Origin of the sequence: Janthinobacterium sp. BJB426 (assembly GCF_002735705.1) — a bacterium.
In the GTDB taxonomy this organism is placed as follows: Bacteria; Pseudomonadota; Gammaproteobacteria; order Burkholderiales; family Burkholderiaceae_D; genus Janthinobacterium.
Window position 1 is genome coordinate 462,631 of the sequence record NZ_PDZL01000002.1, and the last position, 22,750, is coordinate 485,380.

General features: G+C 67.8%; 8 protein-coding genes. All 8 read right to left on the reverse strand.

What is annotated here, in order from left to right:
* Positions 1–146 precede the first annotated feature (146 nt).
* Positions 147–2,663 carry an ATP-binding protein gene (locus CSQ93_RS05005; RefSeq protein ID WP_099377027.1) on the reverse strand — a complete coding sequence of 839 codons (2,517 nt, stop codon included), beginning with the start codon at positions 2,661–2,663 and terminating at the stop codon, positions 147–149.
* 10 nt (positions 2,664–2,673) lie between these two features.
* Positions 2,674–3,702, reverse strand: a complete 1,029-nt coding sequence (locus tag CSQ93_RS05010) for an ABC transporter substrate-binding protein (protein ID WP_099377028.1) — start codon at positions 3,700–3,702, stop codon at positions 2,674–2,676.
* Positions 3,699–5,336 carry a response regulator gene (locus tag CSQ93_RS05015; protein WP_233516045.1) on the reverse strand — a complete coding sequence of 546 codons (1,638 nt, stop codon included), beginning with the start codon at positions 5,334–5,336 and terminating at the stop codon, positions 3,699–3,701. Before CSQ93_RS05015 ends, CSQ93_RS05010 begins: the two co-directional genes overlap by 4 nt.
* 145 nt (positions 5,337–5,481) lie before the next feature.
* Positions 5,482–7,680 carry an aldehyde oxidoreductase molybdenum-binding subunit PaoC gene (gene paoC / locus CSQ93_RS05020; RefSeq protein ID WP_099377029.1) on the reverse strand — a complete coding sequence of 733 codons (2,199 nt, stop codon included), beginning with the start codon at positions 7,678–7,680 and terminating at the stop codon, positions 5,482–5,484.
* 4 nt (positions 7,681–7,684) lie between these two features.
* On the reverse strand, positions 7,685–8,644 hold the full coding sequence (locus CSQ93_RS05025; protein WP_099377030.1) for an FAD binding domain-containing protein: 960 nt from the start codon (positions 8,642–8,644) through the stop codon (positions 7,685–7,687).
* The gene (gene paoA, locus CSQ93_RS05030) at positions 8,641–9,300 is read right to left on the reverse strand and encodes an aldehyde dehydrogenase iron-sulfur subunit PaoA (protein WP_099377031.1); all 660 of its coding nucleotides are present in this window, start codon (positions 9,298–9,300) and stop codon (positions 8,641–8,643) included. Before paoA ends, CSQ93_RS05025 begins: the two co-directional genes overlap by 4 nt.
* 76 nt (positions 9,301–9,376) lie before the next feature.
* Positions 9,377–10,084 carry an RNA polymerase sigma factor gene (locus CSQ93_RS05035; protein WP_099377032.1) on the reverse strand — a complete coding sequence of 236 codons (708 nt, stop codon included), beginning with the start codon at positions 10,082–10,084 and terminating at the stop codon, positions 9,377–9,379.
* Positions 10,081–22,689, reverse strand: coding sequence for a filamentous haemagglutinin family protein (locus CSQ93_RS05040; RefSeq protein WP_099377033.1), 12,609 nt, complete (start codon positions 22,687–22,689; stop codon positions 10,081–10,083). Before CSQ93_RS05040 ends, CSQ93_RS05035 begins: the two co-directional genes overlap by 4 nt.
* Positions 22,690–22,750: the final 61 nt, after the last annotated feature.

Below are 22,750 nucleotides of genomic sequence, written 5' to 3' on the forward strand. Positions count from 1 at the left end.
GGCATGCCCATCACGCCTTTGGCAACGTCGCCAGCGAAGGGTCCATCCTTGCAAGTCTAATGCGTCGTCACGCTGCTGTGCGGCCATCACAGCGTAGTTTGATACGGATTAAACAACGATGATCGGGGTTGAACAACCTTGGCGGCCTATACCGTCGACATGACCGCATTCAAGGCGCGTCGCAATTCCTTCAGCCGGGGCGGCTTGCCCAGCACGCAGTTGACGTGTTCGGGATAGTCGCTGTCGGCCGCCAGGCGCTGGCCCCAGCCCGTGAGCATGATGATGGGCGTGGCCGGCGAGCACTGACGCACGGCGCTGGCCACCTTGCGCCCGTCCACGTGGGGCATGCCCAGGTCCGTGATGACTACCGAAAAATGCGCGTGTCTGTCGTGCGCGGCCAGGAAGCTGTCGATGCCGGCCTGGCCGCCATCGGCGGACACCACCTCGTGGCCATCGATTTCCAGGATGTCGCGCAGGGACTTGAGCACCATCGGATCGTCGTCCACCACGAGGATGCGCAGGCGCGGCGGCACGGCGTGGGCCGTGTCGGAGGCTTCATGTTCCTCATCCGCCTCGCAGGCGGGAAAAACCAGGCGCACCGCCGTGCCCTGCCCCGGCGCCGTGACGATGTCGATGCTGGCGCCATGGCGCTCCATCATGCCATACACCATGGCCAGGCCCAGGCCCGTGCCGCGCTCGCCCTTGGTGGTGAAAAACGGTTCCAGGCAGCGACGGCGCGTATTCTCGTCCATGCCGATGCCCGTGTCGCCCACTTCGACCTGCACCTGGCGCGCCGCCTGGCCGGGCACGCCGATGCAGCTGGTGCGCACAGTCAGGGTGCCGCCTTCCGGCATGGCGTCGACGGCGTTGAAAACCAGGTTCGTCAGCGCTTCGCGCAGTTCGCCCACGCTGCCGGGCAGCATGGGCAGCTCGTCCGCCAGCTCCGTGTGCAGGGCGATGACGATGCCGCGCTGCTGCGGCATGTCGCTCCAGCGCGCGCGCGTCAGGTCCAGCACCTGCTGCACCACCAGGTTGGCATTGATGGGCGACAACGCCAGTTGCGGTTCGCGCTGGCGGTAGAATTCGCGCATGCGCGCCACGGTGGCGGCCACATCGTCGATGGCGCGCTCGATCACTTCCAGGCAATGCCGGCCTTGCGGACTGAGATTGGTTTCCGTTTCCAGCAGCGATTCCGTGTACAGCGCCACGGGGGAAATGGCGTTATTGATATCGTGCGCGATGCCGCTGGCCATCTGCCCCAACGCGCGCAGGCGTTCCTGCTGCATCACCGACTGCTGCGTCTGGCGTAAATCGTCATACGCGCGCTGCAGTGCGCCGTAGAGCTGCGCCTGGTTGGCGGCCAGCGCCACGTGCTCGCTCAGCTGGCTGAGAAATTCGCACTCGCCGCTGGTAAAGCTGTGTGCGCTGCGGCGCGCCACGATCAAGATGCCGAAGACCGTGTTTTCGGCCAGCAGCGGTGCCATGACGAGAGCGCGCAGCCCTCCTTGCGCCAGCCGCTGCGGAAACGGAAACGCCACCTCCGCGATGTCGGCTTCATACACGAGCTTGCCGCGCACGCAGCTCGACAGGCCATTCTCGTCGATGGGAATGTGCGCGTGTTCGCTCATCATGAACGACAGCGCCAGCGCCTCGCTGCGCACGCCCACGCACGTCACCTGCAGCGCGTGCTGGGACGGCTCGTACAGGCAGATACAGCTGAAATCGATGGGCAGCTGCTCTTCCAGGCTGCGCACCACCACCTGGAAAATGCTGCGCAAGTCCTGCCGCTCGCCGATCGAGCGCGTAATCTGCTGCAGCAGGTTCAGGCGCTCGAGCTGCTCGTGCACCTTGCGCTCGGCCAGCTGGCGCTCGGCGATCTGCGTTTCCAGGGCGGCATTCGTGTGCGCCAGCTCGTCGCGCGAGACCGTGGTGCGCCGCAGCTTGTCCGTCATGCCGTCGAAGGCGCGCGCCAGGTCGCCGATCTCATTTCTGGTGTTGAGGCCGAGCGCAAAATCGAGCTTGCCGGCGCCAACGATCAAGGTACCCTGGCGCAGCTTTTCCAGCGGTCCCGTCACGCTCGTCATGGTGAAGTAGATCAGACCGGCCACCAGCGCGATGATCATCCCGCCAAACAACATCACGGCCACGTTGGCCCGCTGCTGCGCATCGAGCACGCCTTGCCGGCTCAATTCGGACAGCCGCATCGCATCCGAGATCATGCCCTGCACCTTGCCCATGATCTGGCCGGACAGGCGCGACTCCAGTTCGCCCAGCACCTCGCGCCGCTGCGGATCCTGTCCCAGCTCGCGGTGATTCGCCACAAACAGGTTGAACAGGCCGCCCACGCCGGCCAGGTCAGCCTGCAATGCGCGCAGCAGCGCGCGCTCCTCGCCGCCGTTGAAGGCGGGCGTGGCCAGCAGGCCCGAAGACAGCGAGTCGCTGCGCAGCTGCCACTGGGCCCGCGTGCGCGTGCCATGGTGCAGCGCGTATTCGATCGACAGGTAGCGCAGCGACGTGACGGCTTGCAGGATATCGGCCGCCGCCTTGTTCTTCGCCAGTTCGCGCTGCATCGCCAGGGTGGTGGAAAACAGCACGGCGACGATGATGGCCACGAGCACCACGCAAAACAGTTGGGCCAGCTTGAAGCGCGTTACGATTTTCACGGTGGCCTTCTCAATGAATGACCGTCACGGCCGATGGCGCCACGGCTTCCAGGCCGTCCAGGTAGACGGCGTCGAGGAAGTTCGGCATGTCGCTGCGCTCGCCCAGCCGGTTCTTGATGGCCCAGCGCGCCTCGTCTTCCAGCGCCAGCAGCAAGCCCTGATCAAGCACGATATCAAATTGATAGCGGTGCCAGGCCGTCCGCAGGCGCGCCGCCTCGCTGGCCGACGCGCTGGAAAACAGGGCCCGCGCGGCATCGGGCTCGTCCCGGCAAAAGCGCGCGCCGGCGATCAGCGCGCGCAGCACCTTGCGCATCGTCGCCGGGTGGGCACGCACATAGTCGCCCGTGCCGGCCACATTGAACAGGCCGGCATACACATCCTCGCCATAGAAGATGGCCGCCTTGCCCGCGATGGCCTGCGTCATGCCAGTCAGGAACGGCTCCCAGCCGGCCGCCGCATCGACCTCGCCGCGCGCCAGCGCCCCGGCCAGCTGGTCCGGCGTGTAGTTGTGCAAGGTGACTTCCGCGGGCAACAGCTTCTGGCGGTTCAAGAAGGCGTCCAGCGTGAATTGGCCGGACGTGCCCAGGGTCACGCCGATGCGCTTGCCCTTCAGGCTGGCGGGCGTGGACACGCCGCGGTCCAGGCGCCCGACGATGCCATGGTCGCGCTCGGCCTCGAAGATGCTGGCGAGGATGACGACGGACTGGTTTTTGAGGCTGGCCAGTACCACGGGAATATCGGAAACCGTACCCAGGTCGGCCTTGCCCTGCAGTACGGCTTCCAGCGACGCCTTGCCCGACGAATACGGCTGCAGCTGCGCGTCGATGCCTTCGCGCGCAAAATAACCGTGCCCGTGCGCGGCCAGCACGGGGCAGCTGCCCACGTATTCCGCATTCACGGCCAGGCGCAGCACTTCCACGGGAGCGGGCGGCGGCGCGGGACGGGCAGCAAGCCGCCAGAGGGCAATGGCGGCCAGCGCCGCCAGCAGCAGTGCGGCCGCCAACCGGACCGCCCGCCGCGCCGGCGCCAGGCCGCTCATGCGCTGCACTGCGCCGTGGCCGAGTCCAGCGCGCTGTTGATGGCCTCGGAAAACGCCTGCACGTCGATCGGCTTGGTGAGATAGCGGTAAAACCCGGCCGCCAGCCCCTGGCGGATATCGCCGGGCCCGGCCACGGCCGTCAGGGCGATGACGGGGATATGCGCGGTACGCGGATCGGCGCGCAGCAGCTGCATGACTTGCGTGCCGCTGATGTCGGGCAGGTCGCAATCCATCAGTATCAGCTGCGGCAGATGGCGGCGCGCCATGTCCAGCCCCGTTTGCCCGTCGCCGGCCGACAGCAGGTCAAGGTCGGGGCGAAAATGGATCAGGCCCGCCACCAGGGTCACGTTCAGGGGATTGTCTTCCACATACAGCAGCGTCTTGCGGTCTGGCAATGGTGGCGTTTCGGCGGGCCGGGCCATGACGGGCAGGTGCGGACTGTCCTGCAACGGCTGGCGCGCCGGGCAACTGGCGATATCGAGCCAGAAGGTGCTGCCACGTCCGGGCGTGCTGGCCACGCCGAGCCGGGCCTGCATGGCTTCGGCCAGGCGCTTGCTGACCACCAGCCCCAATCCCGTGCCCTCCTCGTCGCGCGCATCGCGTCCCAGCCGGTTGAAGGGCTGGAACAGCGCCTCGAGCTGCGCGGCGCTCAGCCCGGCGCCCGTGTCGCGCACGGACAGGCGCAGCTGGCGCGCATCGATGGGCTGGCAATCGACGTGGATCTCGCCCTGGTCGCGGTTGTACTTGACGGCGTTCGACAGCAGGTTGATCAGCACCTGCTTGAGGCGCGTGCGGTCGGCCAGCACATGCACTCCGTCCGCTTCGACGAATGTCAGGGTGATGCCGCGCTTGTGCGCCAGCGGCTCCATCATTTGCCAGCATTCGTGGTAGATGCCGGCCAGGTCCACGGGTTCCATCGACAGCGACATATTGCCCGACTCGATCCTGGCGATATCGAGGATATCGTTGATCAAAGTCAACAGGTGCCGGCCGGCGCCGAAGATGTGCGAGGCAAAGGTTTTCCTTTCCTGCGCCGTCGAAGGGATGGAATCGGATGTCAGCATCTGCGAAAAACCGAGGATGGCGTTGAGCGGCGTGCGCAACTCGTGGCTCATGCTGGACAGGAAATTGGTCTTTTCCTGGTTTGCCCGCTCGGCCACCTCGCGGGCCAGCTGCAAATCCTTGTTCATGGCGTCCAGTTCGGCCGTGTGCTGGCGCAGCAGCAGTTCCAGGCGCGCATTGGCGATGCGCAACTGGCGCGTTTCCAGCGCCCGCACCAGTATCAGCAGGATACCCGAGACCTTGAACGGCTTGACGACATAATCAAGTGCCCCCGCCTTCATGGCCTGCACGGCCGACGCGATCGTGCCTTCGCCCGTCATGATGATGCACGCCAGGTCAGGATCGATCCGGCGTGCCGCTTCCACCACGGCGATGCCGTTCATGCCTGGCATCATCAGGTCGACCAGCAGCAGGTCGAACGATTCGACGGCCAGCAGCGATAGCGCCGCCTCGCCCGAAGCGAGGCCCGTCGTGTCGTAGGTCTGGCCGCGCAAGGTCTCGCAAAGAGCGCGCACATGCGCCAGCTCGTCATCGACGATCAGTATCCGCGGCGGCATTGGCGAGCTGTTCATGCATTCTCCTGGCGGCATTGAGCTTGCGGGCCGCGAATGTGCCCCGCAAGATGCGTTCCGAGCATAGCACCTGAAAATTACCAAAAATACACGCTTTGTCACGCGCGCGGCGCGAGGCCGACGCCAAGCCGACGCCAAGCCGAGTCTAGGCCATTATGGGCAGCCCCCGCAGCAGCTTGTCCAACGTTACCGGATAGTCGCGCACCCGCACGCCCGTCGCGTTGTACACGGCATTGGCAACAGCGGCCGCCACGCCGCAGATGCCCAGCTCGCCCACGCCCTTGGCTTTCATGGGCGAAGACATGGGGTCCGTTTCGTCGAGGAAGATGACGTCCTGATGCGGGATGTCGGCGTGCACGGGCACTTCGTAGCCGGCCAGGTCGTGGTTGACGAAGAAGCCGCGGCGCTGGTCGACCACCAGTTCCTCCATCAGAGCCGCGCCCACGCCCATGGTCATGGCGCCGATGACCTGGCTGCGGGCCGCTTTCGGGTTCAGGATGCGGCCGGCCGCGCACACGGCCAGCATGCGGCGCACGCGCACTTCGCCCGTGTCGCTGTCCACGCCCACCTCGACGAAATGCGCGCCAAACGTCGATTGCTGGAATTTTTTATCGAGGTCGCCATATTCCATGTGGTCTTCCGCAACGACGTCGCCATGGTAGGCGGCGGCAGCGAGCGGCACGCTGCGCTCGCCCTGGCTCACCTGGCCATCGGAAAAGCGCGCCTCTTTCTCATCGAAGCCCAGCTTGCCGGCGATGGCCTGGCGCAGGCGCACGCAGGCCGCGTACACGCCGGCTGTGGAACTGTTGCCGCCCCACTGCCCGCCCGACCCGGCCGAAACGGGAAAATCCGAGTCGCCTAGGCGCACGATGACACGGTTCAAAGTGACGCCCAGCATTTCCGCCGCCGTCTGCGCGATGATGGTATAGCTGCCCGTGCCGATATCCGTCATATCCGTTTCCACCGTGATTACGCCATTGCCATCGAGGCGCACGCGGGCGGCGGACTGCATGACGAGGTTGTTGCGGAAGGCGGCCGCCACGCCCATGCCGACGAGCCAGCGCCCGTCGCGCCGCATGCCCGGCTGCGCTGATCTCTCCTTCCAGCCGAATTCCACGGCGCCCGTGCGCAGGCAGTCGATCAGCCGGCGCTGGGAAAACGGTCTACCCGGTTTTTCCGGGTCCACCTTGGTGTCGTTCAGGATGCGGAACACGATGGGGTCCATTCTCAGCTTGTCCGCCATCTCGTCCATGGCGATTTCCAGCGCCATCAGCCCCGGCGCCTCGCCCGGCGCGCGCATGGCATTGCCTTCCGGCAGGTCGAGCACGGCCAGACGCATGGCCGTCATACGGTTCGGTCCCGCGTACAGCAAGCGCGTCTGCATCACGGCCGTTTCCGGCTGGCCACCTTTGAGGTCGCCAGACCACGATTCATGGCCGATGGCCGTGATCTTGCCGTCGCGCGTGGCACCGATGCGCAGGCGCTGGATGGTGGCGGGCCGGTGCGTCGTGTTGTTGAACATCAAGGGCCGCGTCAGGGCGACCTTGACGGGACGCTGCGCCGCGCGCGCGCCCAGGGCCGCCAGCAAGGCTTCCGCGCGCACGAACAGCTTGCCGCCGAAACCACCGCCGATGTAAGGCGAAACGATGCGCACCTTATCTTTCTGTATGCCCAAGGTCCGGGCCAGGTCGCCCCGGCCCCAGTCCACCATCTGGTTCGCCGTCCACACCGTCACCTTGTCGCCTTCCCAGGCGGCAATCGAGGCGTGCGGCTCCATCATGGCGTGCGACTGGTCAGGCGTCGTATAAGTAGCGTCCAGGCGCACTGGCGCATTGGCAAAGGCACCGGCGAAGTTGCCCGTCTTGCTGTCGGGCTTGCCGTCTTTCGGCTTGCTCGCCGTGCCCTTGGCCGTGGCCAGGTCGAAAGCGCCCTTCTGCTCGACATACTTGACATCGAGCAACTGCGCGGCCGAGCGAGCCTGTTCGAAGGTTTCCGCCACCACCAGCGCGATGGCCTGGTGGTAATGTTCAATGTCCGGACCACCGAGCAGCTTCGCCGTATTCATCTTGCCTTTGCCAAGCTTGCCGGCCGATTCCGCCGTCACCACGGCCAGCACGCCGGGCGCGCGCCGCGCAGCGCTGGTGTCAATGGAAGCGATGCGCCCCTTGGCAATCGCCGCGCCGACGACATGACCGTAGGCCGCATGCGGCGCGGCCTTGTTCTGTTCATACGCGTATGGCGCCGTGCCCGTGGTTTTCAGGGGACCGTCGATGCGGTCCGTGGGGCGGCCGACGACTTTCAGCTGGTCGATGGGATTGGTGGTGGCGGGTGTCGTGAATTTCATGGCCCTAGCCTTTCTTCGCTTGTGCTTCAGCCAATACGGACGCCACGGTGCGCTGCGCCAGGGTCACCTTGAAGGCATTGTCGTCAGTCGGCTTGGCGCCGGCCAGCAACTGCTGGCTCACGGCGGCGGCGCCATTCGGTATCGCCTGCTCGGCAGCAGGCACTCGCCACGGCTGCGGCGCGACGCCGCCCAAGGCCAATCGGCCCGTGCCATTGGGCAAGATGATGGCCGCCACGGACACCAGCGCGAACGCGTACGAGGCGCGGTCGCGCACCTTGCGGTAGACATGCATGCCGCCGACGGGCCGGGGCAAGGTCACGCTGGTGATCAGTTCGCCCGGCTGCAACACGGTTTCCAGTTGCGGTGTGTTGCCCGGCAAACGGTAAAAGTCGGCGATGGGGATGCTGCGCACGGCGCCGTCGGCCCGCACCGTGTCGATGCTGGCGTCAAGCACGCGCATGGCCACGGCCATGTCGCTCGGGTGCGTGGCGATGCAGTCGCCGCTGCCACCCAGGATCGCCAGCGGCCGGCTGAAGCCGACTATGGCCGAGCAGCCGCTGCCCGGCACGCGCTTGTTGCAGGCCTGGTTCGTGTCATAGAAATACGGGCAGCGCGTGCGCTGCAGCAAGTTGCCAGCCGTCGTCGCCTTGTTGCGCAGCTGCGCGGAGGCGCCGGCCAGCAAGGCGCGCGACAGCACGCCATAATCGCGCCGCACCGTGGCGTGGGCTGCCAAGGCCGTGTTGCGCACGAGGGCGCCGATGCGCAAGCCACCGTCCTTTGTTGCTTCCACTTTATCCAGCGCGAGGCCATTGACGTCGATCAAGTGCGCGGGCGTCTCGATTTCCAGTTTCATCAGGTCGAGCAGATTCGTGCCGCCCGCGATGAAGCGGGCGCCCGGCGTGTTCAAGGCGGCGGCCGCCGCTTCGGCCGGCGTGGCGGCCTTCTGGTAGCTGAAGACTCTCATGCCGGCCTCCCCGCCACCTCGGTGATGGCCTCGATGATGTTGGAATAGGCGCCGCAACGGCAGATGTTGCCGCTCATGCGCTCGCGCAATTCTTCGGGCGTCACCGAGGGGGCCGCATTCAAGTCGGTGCTGACGTGGCTGGGGATGCCCTGGCGGATTTCTCCCAGTGCGGCCACGGCCGAGCAGATCTGCCCCGGCGTGCAGTAGCCGCACTGGTAACCGTCATGCGCGATGAAGGCGGCCTGCATCGGGTGCAACTTGTCGGGCGTGCCCAGTCCCTCGATGGTGGTCACCTTGGCGCCGTCATGCATCACAGCAAGCGTTAAACAGGCATTGATGCGCTGGCCATCGAGCATGACGGTGCAGGCGCCGCACTGGCCATGGTCGCAACCCTTTTTGGTTCCTGTCAGGTGCAGGTGTTCGCGCAAGGCGTCGAGCAAGCTGGTGCGCGTGTCGAGTTCCAGGCTGTGGCGCTGGCCGTTGACGTCCAGGCTGACTTTCATCAGGACGGGCGGCGGAGAAGCGCCGGCCAGGCTGGCCGCATTGACGGCCTCGGCCGCCCCTGCCACGCCGGGCACGGCCGCCGCCGTGGCCGACAGCGCGCCGGCGATCAGCACGCCGCGCCTGCCGGCATTGATGTGATTACACTCTGTCATGTCGCGCTTCCTCCTGGCTGTGGACTGGCTGGGTGGGCGCATGCAGGCCCGAAGCAGCAGTCTGACGGCCGGATTCCTACGCGTCTGTACGCGAACGAACGTTCAGCCTCAGGCCGCGCCGGGTCGTGCCGACGCCGCCCTGCGCCGCGTAACCCGTGTGGCGGGCGCAATGGTCGAGCGCCTGGCGCAAGGCCGTATCGACATTGCGCAGCGACATGTCGTGCCGCTCAGCCACTTCCTGGCGGGTCAGCTCGTCCACGCGCAGCGCTTCGAGCACTTGCCGATGGCGCCGCGGCAGCAAGTCGACGGCCTGCGCCAGCCGGCGCACGTCGGCCTGCAGCTCGGCCAGGCGTTCCGGCCCGGCCGCCGTATCGGCGAGGAAATCGACGAGGCCGGCGGCGCCCCCATCACCGTCGTCCGCATACAGCCAGGCGCGGTTGCGGCGCAGGCTGTCCATGGCCGCATTGCACGCCACGCGGAAAACATAGGCGACGGGGTTGAGCGCCAGCGCAGCCCCGTCCCCGGCCGCCAGCGCGCCCAGGCGCAGCCAGGCGTCGTGCAGGCTGTCGCTGGCCAGCTCGGCGCAGCCCAGGTGGCGCGCCAGGCGCCGGTGCAGGCTCGCGTAATTGCCTTCCAGTACAGCCTGCAGTTGCGCGCCCTGCCCTGGCGCCGCCGCCACGTCGTTGGCCGCCTGCAGACGGGGCCGGATGGCCGGGCGGTACCAGGCCATGCCGGCCATGCGCAGGGGCAAGGCAGCAGCCATACTCACCACGCCGGCCATCATGGCGACAACCTGCTGCGCTCTTGCGCCGTCAGCTGGCGCGTGGCCGATTCCGGCAGCGTGCCCAGGCCCAGCACGCGCACGGCGCTGCGCGGGTTGTAGTCGGCCGCCTCGATGCGCGCGCCGTCCTGCGGCGCCGCTTGCCCGCTGTCGGGCGGTGCGTCATTGCCAAAGCCCAGCACGCGCACCGTAAACACCGATGGCTGCGCGGAACGGGTGGCGGCGCGCTCGCGCTGCACCACGTCCTGCGCCGCCGCCGTCGCCTGCGTGGCAGCCGCGCTGGCGTTCGTCATGGCGGCCACGTTGACGGACGCCACCGTCGGCATGCCCTTGGATTCGCCCTTGACCTGGATGTTCGCCGCGTTCATCACGGTCAGCGCGGCCAGGTTGACGTTGCCCGACACGCGGATGCCCGCCTCGCCCGCATCGATGGTGCCCAGCGGGGCCAGCAAGTCCACGTCGCCGGCCGGCACTTCCGCGATCGGCGCCAGGGTGGCGATGCCGGCGCCCGTGCTTGGCACGTCGGACGACAGGGTCACGTTGCCCCAGTTGTCATACACGCGCTTGGGCGGCGTGTAGACGACGGTCGACTTCGAACCGCGGCCCGCGTTGATGTCGCCTTGCGAGGACCAGCCGAGGATATCGCCGCCGAACGTCGTCATGATGCGGCTCTGGCCCAGCAAAATGCTGCCGTGCGAGAACAGATCGATGTTGCCGCCGCCCTTGGTGATGACGCCCGAGGTTGACGGCGGCGCCTCGCCTTCAATGCCCAGCACCTGCTTGCCGCCCGGCGTCAGCAACTGAATATCGCCGCCGAAGTTGGTGTGCACGTAGCCGCTGCGGGGGAAATAATCCCTGCGCTGCTCGCCGTCGTTCCACTTGGAATACAGGCCGCGGTACATGATGATGTCGCCCGTATAGGCAATCGCCTTGCCATTCGCGTCCGTGGCCGGCGCCAGGCCAGCGATGGCGTTGCGGCTGCGCAGGAAGCTGCCATAACGCGCGCTGTCCGCATCGTTGTACTCGCGCCCGCCCGCCTTCAGTTCCGCAAAATACACGTCGCGGGCGAACACGCGCTGCTGCGGTGCCGGCAAGGCCAGGAAGTAGGCCAGCGCCTCGGCGACCGTGCCCTTGAAGCCGTAGCGTTCACCGAGCCAGGTGGCCAGTTCGCCGCCGTACGATTTCACCACCTTGCCGGCCTGGTCGGCCAGCGGCACGCCCGCCTGCGCCACGTTCGCCGGGTCAAGATAGGGTTTGACGAAGCGCAGGTAGTCGAGGCCCGCCGCGCCCACGCCGGCCTGCATGGCGATACCGGCGCCCGGGCGCTTGTCTCCCGCGACGACGGGGCCGAGGCTGACGACGCTGCCCTTGTCCTGCATCAGGATATTGCGCCCGGCGCTGATATCGAGCGTGCCGGGGCCGGCCACGTTGAAGGAACTGGCCAGGATATCGCGTCCGGCCGACACCACCGACACGTCAAATGCGTTGTTGTGCACGAACAGGTTGCTGTAATTGCGGAACATCATGTCGCCACCGCCCGTGCCATCGATGGTTTCCAGCAGCGCCGTGCCGCTGCCGACGATATCGCGGCCTGCCTTCATCCACACCGGTTGCGCCCCCTCGTACCAGGTGATGCCCGCATGCTTGGCATCATAGAACGCGACCATGCGGCCGCTATTGACGCCGATCAGATCGCCCTTCACGGCGTAGATGCGCGCCGCTTGCGTGCCGCTGTTGGCCGGACCGGCGGCGGAATCGGGCCCGAAGGCGAACAACGGAGCGTTCCACTGCGACGACGGCACGCCCGTGCTCGAGACATTGCCGCCCGCGGCAGTCTGGCTGCCAGGCCGGAGGTTCCAGCCCTCGAAGGCTGGCTTGAACGGCGTCGCCATGCTGTCGGCGGCCGCGCCGGACTGGCTGACGGCGTAGCCGCCCGCATAAATGGAATCGCCGGCCAGCCATTGCAGCTGCGCGTTGGGCGACGGCGCCAGCAGCAAAGGATCGGCATAGGCGGTCGCGCCACCCCAGTCCGTGATGGTCTTGCCATAGTACAAGCTGCCATTCGCGGCCGCGGCCCGCACGATGGAGGGATACACGACGGCCAGGTCGGTGGCCGTGCCGATCGGCGCGGTCAGCGGCGTCATGTTGCCGCCGGCGGAAAACAGGTCGAGCGCCGTGCGCGGCGTCCACAGGCTGAACCAGCTGTAGCCGGCGCCCGCTTCGCCCGCCGCGCTCGTATACGACGCGGCGTTGAACATCGGTACGCGGCCGGGGTCGGCCACATCCTGCAGCACCTGGTCGCCCAGGGTGGCCACATTGAAAGTGGCGTCGCCGGGCACCAGGGTCATGCCGCCCTGCGGCGTGGCGCGGGTGGCGCGGAAGGCGTCGAAGGCGCGCGTTTCCAGCGGCACGTGGTCGGTAGCGCGCGTGCCGTACTGCAGCGCGACCTTGCCCAGCTGGGCAGCGGCCACCTCCACGTGGCCGCGCAAGTCGGCCAGCGCGCCATTCAAGTGGCCGCCGCCGGACTGGCTGGACGGATTGAGGCCGCCGCCCACGCGCAGGTCCAGGTCGCCGCCGCCCGTCAGTTGCAGGCTGCCGTCGGCCAGCACGCGGCCCGTGCTGCCCACGGCCAGCAGCAAGCCCTGCGAGCGCGGATTGATGTTGGTGTTGAAGACGGTGGCAACCTTCGGCGCCAGCACGCCCGCATCGCCGGCCACGTCGGCGCGCACATTGCCGCCGCCCAGGGTGCCGAAGCCCGTAAAGCCCAGCACGGTATCGGCCAGGGCATCGCGGCCCACATAGCTGCCGAAATTGATCCACCACGCCGTCGGCTGGGCCGGACCGCCCGTGGCCACGCCGCCGCTGCCCTGGCGCCACAGCCAGTTGCCCACCGCCACCGAATCGCCGGGGCCATCCTTGCTGACGGGGCGCCCGTTGGTGGCGGCAGCCCCGCCGACCAGCGAGCCGCTCAGGTCGCCGACCACCCGCAGCAGCAGATTGCCGCCCTGGTCCGGATACCAGGCGCGGTAGAGACTGTCTGCGCCGCCATCGACCAGGCGCTCATGCGCGCCATCGGGGTTGGACAGCACCGTGCCGTCCAGATTGCGCGCGCGCGGCAGGTTGTACGGGTCACCGGCCGCCGTCGCCACCGACGACATGCCGGCCGTGTACACGCCGTACAGGCTATCCATGCGCAAGTCGCCGCCGCTGACGAGGTCCAGGTCGCCCGTGCCCGTGCGCAGCACGCTGTAGCGCAGGCTGGACGCCTTGTTGTCGAAGGTGGGGTTGGAGGTGCCGCACCAGGTGGGGTTTTCCTCGCACATGGTGGGCCAGCCCAGGCCGGCCAGGTCGACCACGTCGCCCGCCTTCACGCTCGGGTCGGCGAATTCTTCGGCGCCGGCCTTGGTCCACACATAAGCCAGCTTCAGCACGCACATGCTGGCGTCGCCAGCGCAGAACTCCGCCACGGTCTGGCCGAACTGGCTGATGAATTCCTCGGTGATCGGTTCGCCCGCCACGATGCCGACGATGCCCTCGCGCTCGCCCAGCTCCTGCGCCGCCTGCGTCCAGTGCTGCACGCCCTTCGGCGGGATCATGACGCCATACATGCCGTAATGGCTGTCGGCCAGGCGCAGGGTGCCGTGCGCCGGATGCGCCTGCACGCTGCGCGTGTCGGCCGCCTCCAGGTCGGCGCCGGCCGCCAGGCGCATGCCCCACGATTGCGAACCTTCGGCCAGCATCGGCGCGATGGCCCACAGCTTGCCCTGGCTGCCCGCCACTTCCGGGCGCAATGCGATGGACGTCACGCCGGGCAGCAGTTTGACGTCGGTGCCGTTCGGGATCAGCGCGCCGACGGGCAGCACCACTTTGCCACTGAGGGTGACAACGTTGCGCTCGCCCAGCAAGCCCGGCAAGGCAACGCCTTTCGGCCAGGTCATGGCGCGCACCTTGACCATTTGCGCGATGACGCTGCCTGCGTCGAGGCGCGTGCCGGAAGGCAGGGTTTGCGCCGTGGCCAGCAAGGTGCCGGCCGCATGCAGGACATTGCCGGCGCTGTCGCGCACGGCGGCCGCCAGTACCGTGCCGGCCGGCAAGGTAAGCACCTGGTTCAGGACCACGTCCACGGGCAAGCGCGTATTGGCGCGGAAACTCAGGGCCTTGACGGGCACGTCGTAATTGAGCGTGACGCCGCCCGGGAAAATGGTGCCGTCGGCCAGGGTCACGCCCTCGCCCGGCACGATGACGTCGCTGCCGTTGATGTCGCGCCCGGGCAGCAACAACCAGCCCTTGTCGTCCTGCGTGGACGGCGGCGGCGCGAAGCCGTCATTGATGCTGCCATAGATATTCAAATCGCCGCCGGCGCGCAGCAGCAGGCTGCCCACCTCGCCCGAGCCGCGCGCATGCGTCACTTGAAAACGCGGATTCAGGCTGGCGTAGCGCATGCCCGACAAATCCAGGTCGCCCTGCACCACCAGGTCGCCGTCCGCCGTCTTGCTGACGATATCGACGCCGGGACGCAGGTGCAGCGCCTCGGCATACGCGGCCGTGTTCAAGCCCGCCAGCTTGCCATTGCGCAAGTTCGTGTTGGCCAGCGCCGCATCGATAAAGGCCGTGCTGTCCGCATGCTTGCTGTCGAGGTATGCCTGGTTGACCACCTGATACGGGCGGCCACTGGCCGACAGGTCCGTGGCATAAGCCGCATCGTCATAGCGCTGCATGGCGTTGACGGCGATCGATTTCGCGCCGCGGATGGTGAAGCCGCCGCCGGCCGTAATGGCGATGTCGCCAAAGGTGGCCGCGTCAGCGTCCGTGCGCGCACCGCCGCTGCCCAGGCGCGGCGCGCTCAGTTCCACCGTGCCGCGCGCGGCGCCGTCGTGTTCGCCCTTGCCCTTCCCAAGCACGGCCGCCGTGCCGTGGCGCACGTCGATCTGCGCGCCGCCGGCCAGGTCCAATGTTCCCTCCCCCGCGTTCAGTTCCACCGTGGCGCGGTTCGGGCTGTCGATGATCTTGCCATAGCTGTCGACGCGCAGGATGGTGCCATGCGCGTCGAGCACGGCGTTGCCGGCCAGGGTGACGCCCTGCTTGCCGGCCAGGCGGATGCTGCCCACGCGCTCGCCGCCGGCATCAATCACGCCTGCCACCGTCAGGCGGCCGTTGTCGACGGATACCTGCACTTCGCCTGCCTTGATTTCATTACCTATCGTCAAGTCGCCCTGTTTCAGCTGGAAGCTGCGCCCGCCCGTCACGCCGCCTTCACTCAAGCGCTTGTTCAGCGACGCGAACTGGCTGTCCAGGGTGCCGCCCGCGCCCAGGGTTTGCGCGCGCACGTCCACGCTGCCCTGCTTGTACGGCACCACGGTGCCGCCCGCGTCGTAGCTGCCGCTGGCGCCACCGAGTATCTTGCCTTGCAGCTCCACCATGCCGGCCGCGCCATCGAGGGCCACGGCCTTCAGGCTGCCGGCGCGGTTGTTCTCGGCCGACAGATCGATCACGCTGCCGCTCGCTGCGCGGATATCGCCGGCGCGGCTGTCGAGGGTCACGTCGCCACCCCAGCTGTATTTATCCACGTCGAAGAAGGTGCTCTTGCGGCCCGCCATGTCGACGCGCGCAGCGTCGGCCACGCTGATGTCGTGCTGCGCATTGACGGTGAGCTTGCCGCTTGGCAGCACCACGGCTGTCGCGACGGTCACGCTGTCGCCGTTCAAGGCCAGCTGGGCGCCCAGCGCAGCGTTATTTTTGGCGGGAATGGCGGCTGCCGGGCCAGCCGGCGCCGTCACGGCCAGCGCGCCACCCGCCGTGTAGCTGTGCGACGAACCGGCCTCGCCCGTCAGCAGCGGCGTGCTGATGTTCAGATTGCCGCCGCTGTACTGGAAACCCTTGCCCGTTTCATATGCTCCCTGCGCCTGGTAGACGGACAGGCTGCCCTTGTGGTTGGCCGTGACCTGGCCCGACGCTTTCAGGTTGACGTTGGCAAAACCCAGCGCCAGGCGGTCGAAGGTGGCGACGCCGGCTGGCTGCGTGAACGGGCCAAAGCCGAAATCGATGCGCTCCGTCTCCAGGTTCAGGGTGCCGCTGCCCGTGCCGGCGCCATGCGCGATCACGTTGCCGGGCGCCGACAGGGCGCCGCCCCAGATCAGGTTAGCCGTGCGGATGGTCGCCACCGTGCCCGCGCCACCCTGTCCATACATGGCCGGCGTGGTCAGCACCAGGCGCTCCAGGTTCGATTTTCCGCTCGTCTTGTCATAGGTGTCGAGCACCACGTCGCCATAGAAGTTGACGCTGTCGGCCGCGTTCAGCATCAGCGCCTGCAGCGCCGGCGCCCCCGTGCTGGTGTCGCCGCGCAGCAAACGGTCCAGCAGCCCCTGGTTCAGGGTCAGGCCGGCGGGACGCGTGCCGCTGGCCTGGGCCGCCGCCAGCGCCTCGTTCGAGCCGATATTGATGGCGCCCACGGCCAGGCTCAGATTGCGCGTGCCGTAGCGCACCGTATCATGGAGCTGGAAGCTGCCGCTGGTCGCCAGCAGCAGGGTGCCTTCCGAGTACAGGCTGGCCGTGCCGCTGCCCGCGCAAGCGTCGGCGCACATGCCGATGCGGATGCCGCCGCGCGTCGCGCCGCTGACGGGCGCCACATTGAGCAAGCCGTTCGACGCGGCCAGCACGTGCACATCCGGACGGCTCTGGTAGATGAAGCCATCGTTGGCGTCGTAGGCGGCCTTGCCGCGTCCCAGGGTGTTGATGCCTGCGCCGGGCGCGATATCGATCACGCCGTCGCCCAGTTCAGAATTGCCCGGATCCTGGGCGACGAGGAAGACTTCGGGCGCCGACAAGACGGCGCCGGCGCGCAGGTAGATGGCGCGCGCCGACTGGACGCCGAAGTTCACGTAATTGCCGCCCTGGCCATATTCCACGGTGGGCGCATTGCCCACCACGATGCGGGCCGCGCCGATATTGTTCAGGCTGGAAGCGCGTATGCTGACCTGTTTCGCGTCACCGCTGGCCGGCGCGCCATCAGCGAGGAGCTCGATCTCGCCAGCGGAGGTATTGCTCGACATCAGCACCACGGTGCCGCCATAGCCGCCCTCGGCCGCGGCGAACTTGCCCGTGCCGTGGAACTGGAACGTCTCCAGGCCGCCGCCGGGCGCCAGGTTCAGCTTGAGCGTTTTCGCGTCGGCCGGCAGCATCGCGCGGGGAATGCCACGCGTTTGCGCATCGGCCAGGGCAAACGCGGCATAACCCATTTCGTTGTACTGGGAATACGTGCGCACGACCTTGGCCGGCGTGATGATCAGCTGGCTGGCCAGCGGCGCGCGGATGTCCGTGCCGGCGATCGACAAGGTGCCGGGTGCGGCCCAGGAACCGTTGCGCAGCGGCTGCGCCAGCGTACCGGCGCTACCCTGCCCCGCCAGGCCGTTCAGTTCCACGCGGAAGGCGCCCGGCAGCAGAGCGTAGGTCGACGGCATCAGGGTGTAGGTGCCGGCCGCCAGGCCCGGCACGCCGTTGCCTATCGTCACTTGCCGGCCCACGGCCGCATCGGCGGCGCCCGAAGGCGCTTGCGGCGCCTGCACACCGGGCACGATGGCGTACACGGGATTCGTCGCCAGGCCCGGCAGGATGAAACCGCCGTTCGCATTCACTTGCGCCAGCGGATGATAGCGCGCATCGGTGGAGCCGCCGCGGCCCGCGATGAAGCCGGCGCCCGTCAGTTCGCCGCCGCCCGACAGGTCGAGCAGCGCGCCCGGCTGCACGTCCACGGCCACGCCGGCCATTTCCACGCCGACGCGCAAGCCGCCCTGCGCATTGAAGCCGCCCACGCCCATGAAGGTGGCCAGCTTGCCATCCACATTCCAGCTCTGGCCATCGACCGTGCCGCCATACGGCATGACCAGGCCGGCGCCGCTGACGGAGCTGATGCTGTTGGCCAGCAGATTGACGCTCAGGCTCTTGTCATTTTCATAGCGGGCAGCACCGATCGCCAGGCGCCCCAGCGGTGCGCGCACCACGCCGCCATGCTCGATATGCGCGGCCTCCAGTTCCAGCGAGCCGAAGGCGGAATACGGCATGGCTGGCAGGCTATCCGTCGTGCGGGCGATACGCAGGCTGCGCGCCGGATCGTAGCCGAACTTTCCATCCGTGCGGCCATAACCGACGCGTACGGCGGCGCCGGCGCCCGTTTCCGGATACAGCTGGGCCGCGCTGAGGGTCATGTCGCCCGGCGAGGACAGCACCGTCGTCGCCTCCGCGCCGCCCCAGCCCAGCGGGGACAGCAGGAAGCGCAAGTCGCCGCGGCTGCTCAGGCGCACGTCGTCGGCAACGATATTGACCACGCCGCGCACGTCGATCAGCTCGCCCGCGATGCTGACCTGGCCGGCGACCGGCGACTCCCCGGCCGTGCCCGGCGTGACATAGAAATCCTTGCCGGCCGGCTTGATGCTGGCCAGGCGCACATACGGCGCCGTAACGCTGACCTTCGCGCCGGGCTTGCTGCCGGGTGTCAGCACTGGCGCGCCGTACAGCTGGAAGCTTTGCTGCAGCTGCAGCGACACGTCGCCATCGAAGGAGGCGGCGCCCAGCAGCGCCAGGCTGCCGAAGCCGCCCGTTTCCACTTGCTCGACGGAAAAACGCCCGTGGCCATACTGCAGCGTTGCCGCCGCATCGCGGGCGCTCACGTTCTCGGTCAGGTCGCTGGCGCCCTGGCGCTGCGTCACGGCCAGCTGGCGGCCCTGCAGTACATTGGGCGTGGCCAGCACTTTCAGGTAGACGGGGGTGCCCGTGGCCACGGACAGGCTGCCGCCCGCCGCGCCCGCGCCGCCCGCCCGGGCCAGCAACTGGCCATCGAGGTACAAGCCATTGTTCGACGCCAGCGCGATGCTGCCGCCCGCACTGGCCACGTCGACGGCCGCGCCGTTGATGTCGAGCACGGCGTGCGCGCCGGAAGCGTCCAGCACGGCGCCGTCGCGCACGACAACAAACAGGCTGGCCGCCGACGTGCTGCCCTGCGCATGGTCGATTTCACCGCCGATGACGATGCTGCCGCCATCGACCACCTTGCCATAGCGCCGGCCCTGCGCATCCGTGGCGCTGACGGCGCGCGCGGCGACATCGAGCACGGCGTTCTCGCCTATCCACAGGGAACGGCCATGGCCGGCCGCTTCCACCGTTTCAGACACATTCACGCCGACGCCCACGCCGCCGAGGCTGAGCTTGCCGCCCCAGGCATTCAGGCGCCCTTCCACCGTCAGCTGGCCCACGCTGGACAACTTGATCGACTGGCCCGCATCGACATTCACCACGGCATTCCTGCCCACCAGCAGTTCGGCGCTGGCCATGTCGGCCGCATCGGACTGGACATCGCCCACCTGCAGGGCCAGACTGGCGCCCTTGCGCTGCGTCAACGTGCCCTTGACGGTGTTTTCCGTGACCTGTTCCGGCGTCCACAGGGCCAGTTTTTCATTGTCCACCACGCGCAGCACGGGCATGCGCACGTCGACCTGCGTGCCGTCCGCCACCGTCACACCCTGCTTGCCGAGCAGGCTGTAGCTGGAAAAACCCTTGTCAAAGAAGTCGCCATCCAGCTGCAGGGTACCTTTCTGTCCGGTATCGGCTTGGCCGACCAGTATCTTGTTCGCCTGCAATTCCAGCTTGCCGCCGCCGGCCACGCCATGGCCGCGCACCTGCGCGCTCTCGCCCAGCACCAGGTCGGCCTTGGCGCCATAGCTGGCCAAGGTCACGTTGCCGCCCTTGCCGCCCTGCTGTTTCGCCTGCGACAGGATGGCCGCGCCCGAGTTGACGTCGATCAGGCTGCCGCTGCCGATGCGCACGTCGCCATACGCCCGCAACGATACCGTGCCGCCGTTCAGGTACGGCAAGCCGGCGGCGGCCAGCGGATCGCGCAGCACGTTGCTGAGCAAACCGCTGGTGTCCAGACTCACGCCATCGGCCAGCAGCAACGTGCCCGGGGGCACGCCCGGATTGACGAAGGTATCAGCCATGCCCAGTGCGCCGATCTGGTTCAGCACATTGCCAGCCATGATGCTGCCGCCATGGCTGCGCAGGTTGCTATTGATGGCCACGTCCTTGCCGAACAGGGTAATATTGCCGCCATCGGCCACCTGCAGCGCGCTGTCGACGGTGATCGCGCCCTTGGCGGCGATGCGGATGGCGCCCAATTGCTGATTGTTCAGCAAGTTGGTATCGAGCAGCAACTTGCCCTGGCGTTCAGCGTCCAGCGCGCCTGCCACGTCGAGGCCGGCGGCGATGCCGTCCTGCACGCGCGTCAGGCGCACTTCGTCCATGACAGCCGACAACGCATGCTGCAGCACGCCCGTGCGCTTGTCGAACATCGGCTGATACTGGCCGACGATCAATTGCCCGCGCTGCGCGGCCGCCAGCTGCGACTGCTGGTAGCCGTCGAGCAGCGCCTGCGGCGCCTGTGCCTGGCGCTCACCCTGGAAGACGTCGCCCGCAATCGCCCCTTCCAGCACGGCCGACCCCGTGGCCACCACCAGCTTGCCCGCGTCGCGGCCTACCGTATAACCGTTTTCCAGGCGCTGTTGCGCGGCGATCAGCGGATTGGCGTAGAAGGCGCTGGCTTCCTTGCCCCAGCGCGCATGTTCTTCCTCGTAACCCTTGTACACGCCAAGATAGGCCAGGTCGGCCGGCGCGCTGCCCGCTTCATACAGCTTGCCGTCCGCGCCTTTCAGCCAGGTCTGGCGCAACGCGCCCGTCTGCACGTCCAGGGTGCCGCCGGACAGATTGATGCTGGAGCCAAGCTGCGTGACGACATCCTTGCCGCCGAAGCTCACGGTGCCGCCCTGCCCCATCCATTCGCTGACGGAGTGACCCTGCGTGCCCAGATAACCGGCCACTTCCAGCAAGCCGCCAGCCGTGTACCAGCGGTCGCTGTCGTAGCCGTTCGTGCCCTTCGGTACAAACACCAGCTTGCGGCGGTCCACCCAGATGCTGTTGTTGATCAAGGCCTTGCCGTCACGGTTGACGGGTGCGTCGCGCTGCTCGTTGCCCTGCACATTGATCTCGATATTGTTGGCCGCCATCGCCACCTTGACGCCGACGGCGCCGGACACGTCAAGCTGCGCCCCGTCGCGCAACAGGCTGCGGCTGGCCGCATTGACGGCGATCTGGCCGCCCGTGGCCAGGGTCAGCGAATCGGCGAGCAACTCCACCGTGCCGGCGCTGCCGATCTCGATGCGCGACTGATCGCGGCGGTCGTTGACGAGCGAGATATTCTGTTCCGCCGCCACGGCCGGGCCGCGCATGGCGTCGCGCTGGCTGTCGAGCGCCATCGTCTTGCCGTCGTCCTCAACGAGGATGGCCGTGGTGGCGCCCCGTCCCACGGTGACGGCCGCGTCGCTGCCCAGGGCATTGAGGTGTATCGTGCCGCGCGTGGCCGTGGTGGTGGTGGCGAACAGCACGCCATCCTGCTGCACCGTGCGCCCGGCCAGCGTGATGTCGCCTTCGCGCGCCTGGATCAGGCCCGTGTTGACGACCTTGCCCGCCGTGCTGCCGGCCGCGAACTGCGGCGTGACTTCGCTGCCGCGCGTGGTCGACAGCGGATTGCCATCCGTGCCCACGCCCTTCCTGATGGCAAAGCCGTCGCCGGCGGCCAGCAGGGCCTGGCCCTTGGGCGTGCTGATCTCGCCCCCGTTGTGCACCTCTTTACCCAGCAGCATCACGTAACCGCCGCCTTCCGTGCTGCCCTTGGGCGCATTGCTACTGACGCGCGCACCGGCCTGCACCTGGACTTTGCCGGCCGCATCGGTGAACGTCGTGGCGCCGGCCGTGCCGGAGCTGTAGATGCCGTTTTTCTGGAATTGCGCATCGCTGATGCGGGCTGCGGCCGCCACCAGGCTGCGCGTATCGACCTGGCTCGTGCCCGTAAACACGATGCCGTTGCGGTTGACCAGCAGCAGCGTGCCGTCGGCCTTGATCTGGCCCTGGATCTGGCTGGGACGCGCCAGCGGATCGTTGACCCGGTTCAGCACGGCCCAGTCCTTCTGCTGCTGGAACGTCAACGTCGTGTCCTTGCCCACATTGAAGGTTTCCCAGTTCAGGATAGCCTTGTCCGCCGTCTGCTGCACCACCACGGCCGTCTTGCCGTTCGCCACTGTCTGCACGGGTCCCTGGGCATTGAGCCAGCCGGCCGTCAGGCTGTTGGTGTCGACCTGCAAGCCACCCTGCGCCAGGCCATTTGGCACGCTGGCGCCGCCGGCGGCCGCCTGGCGCGCCTGCGCCTGGGATGCTTGCTGCGCGGCGATGGCGCGCGCGGCCAGGTTCAGGTTGTTGAGCGAGCGCTGCAACTGCTGGTTTGCCTGCTGTTGCGGGCCCTCGGGACGGCTGCCCAGCGGCAGCGGCTGGCCATTCGGCAGGCGGCCCGAGTTGGCCGCCGTATTTTGCGCCGCCCCCTTGGCCGCGAACCAGCCGCCGCTGAATGCCTGCTGCGCGCGCGCCGGCGTGGTAAAGGCGCCCGCCATCAGCATGGTGGTCAGTGCGTAGGCGAGCGGCGTGAGCCGCAAGCGGCTGCCCAGCGTGGAGGTACGCTGCGCGTCCGGGTCAACGTTTGGGACTGGGCGCTGGGCAGTGTGAAGCTTGGTCATGGCAATGGTTTCCTGGCTAGAGAGTAGGGAACGGAGCCTGGCGGTAACGCAGGCGTCCATG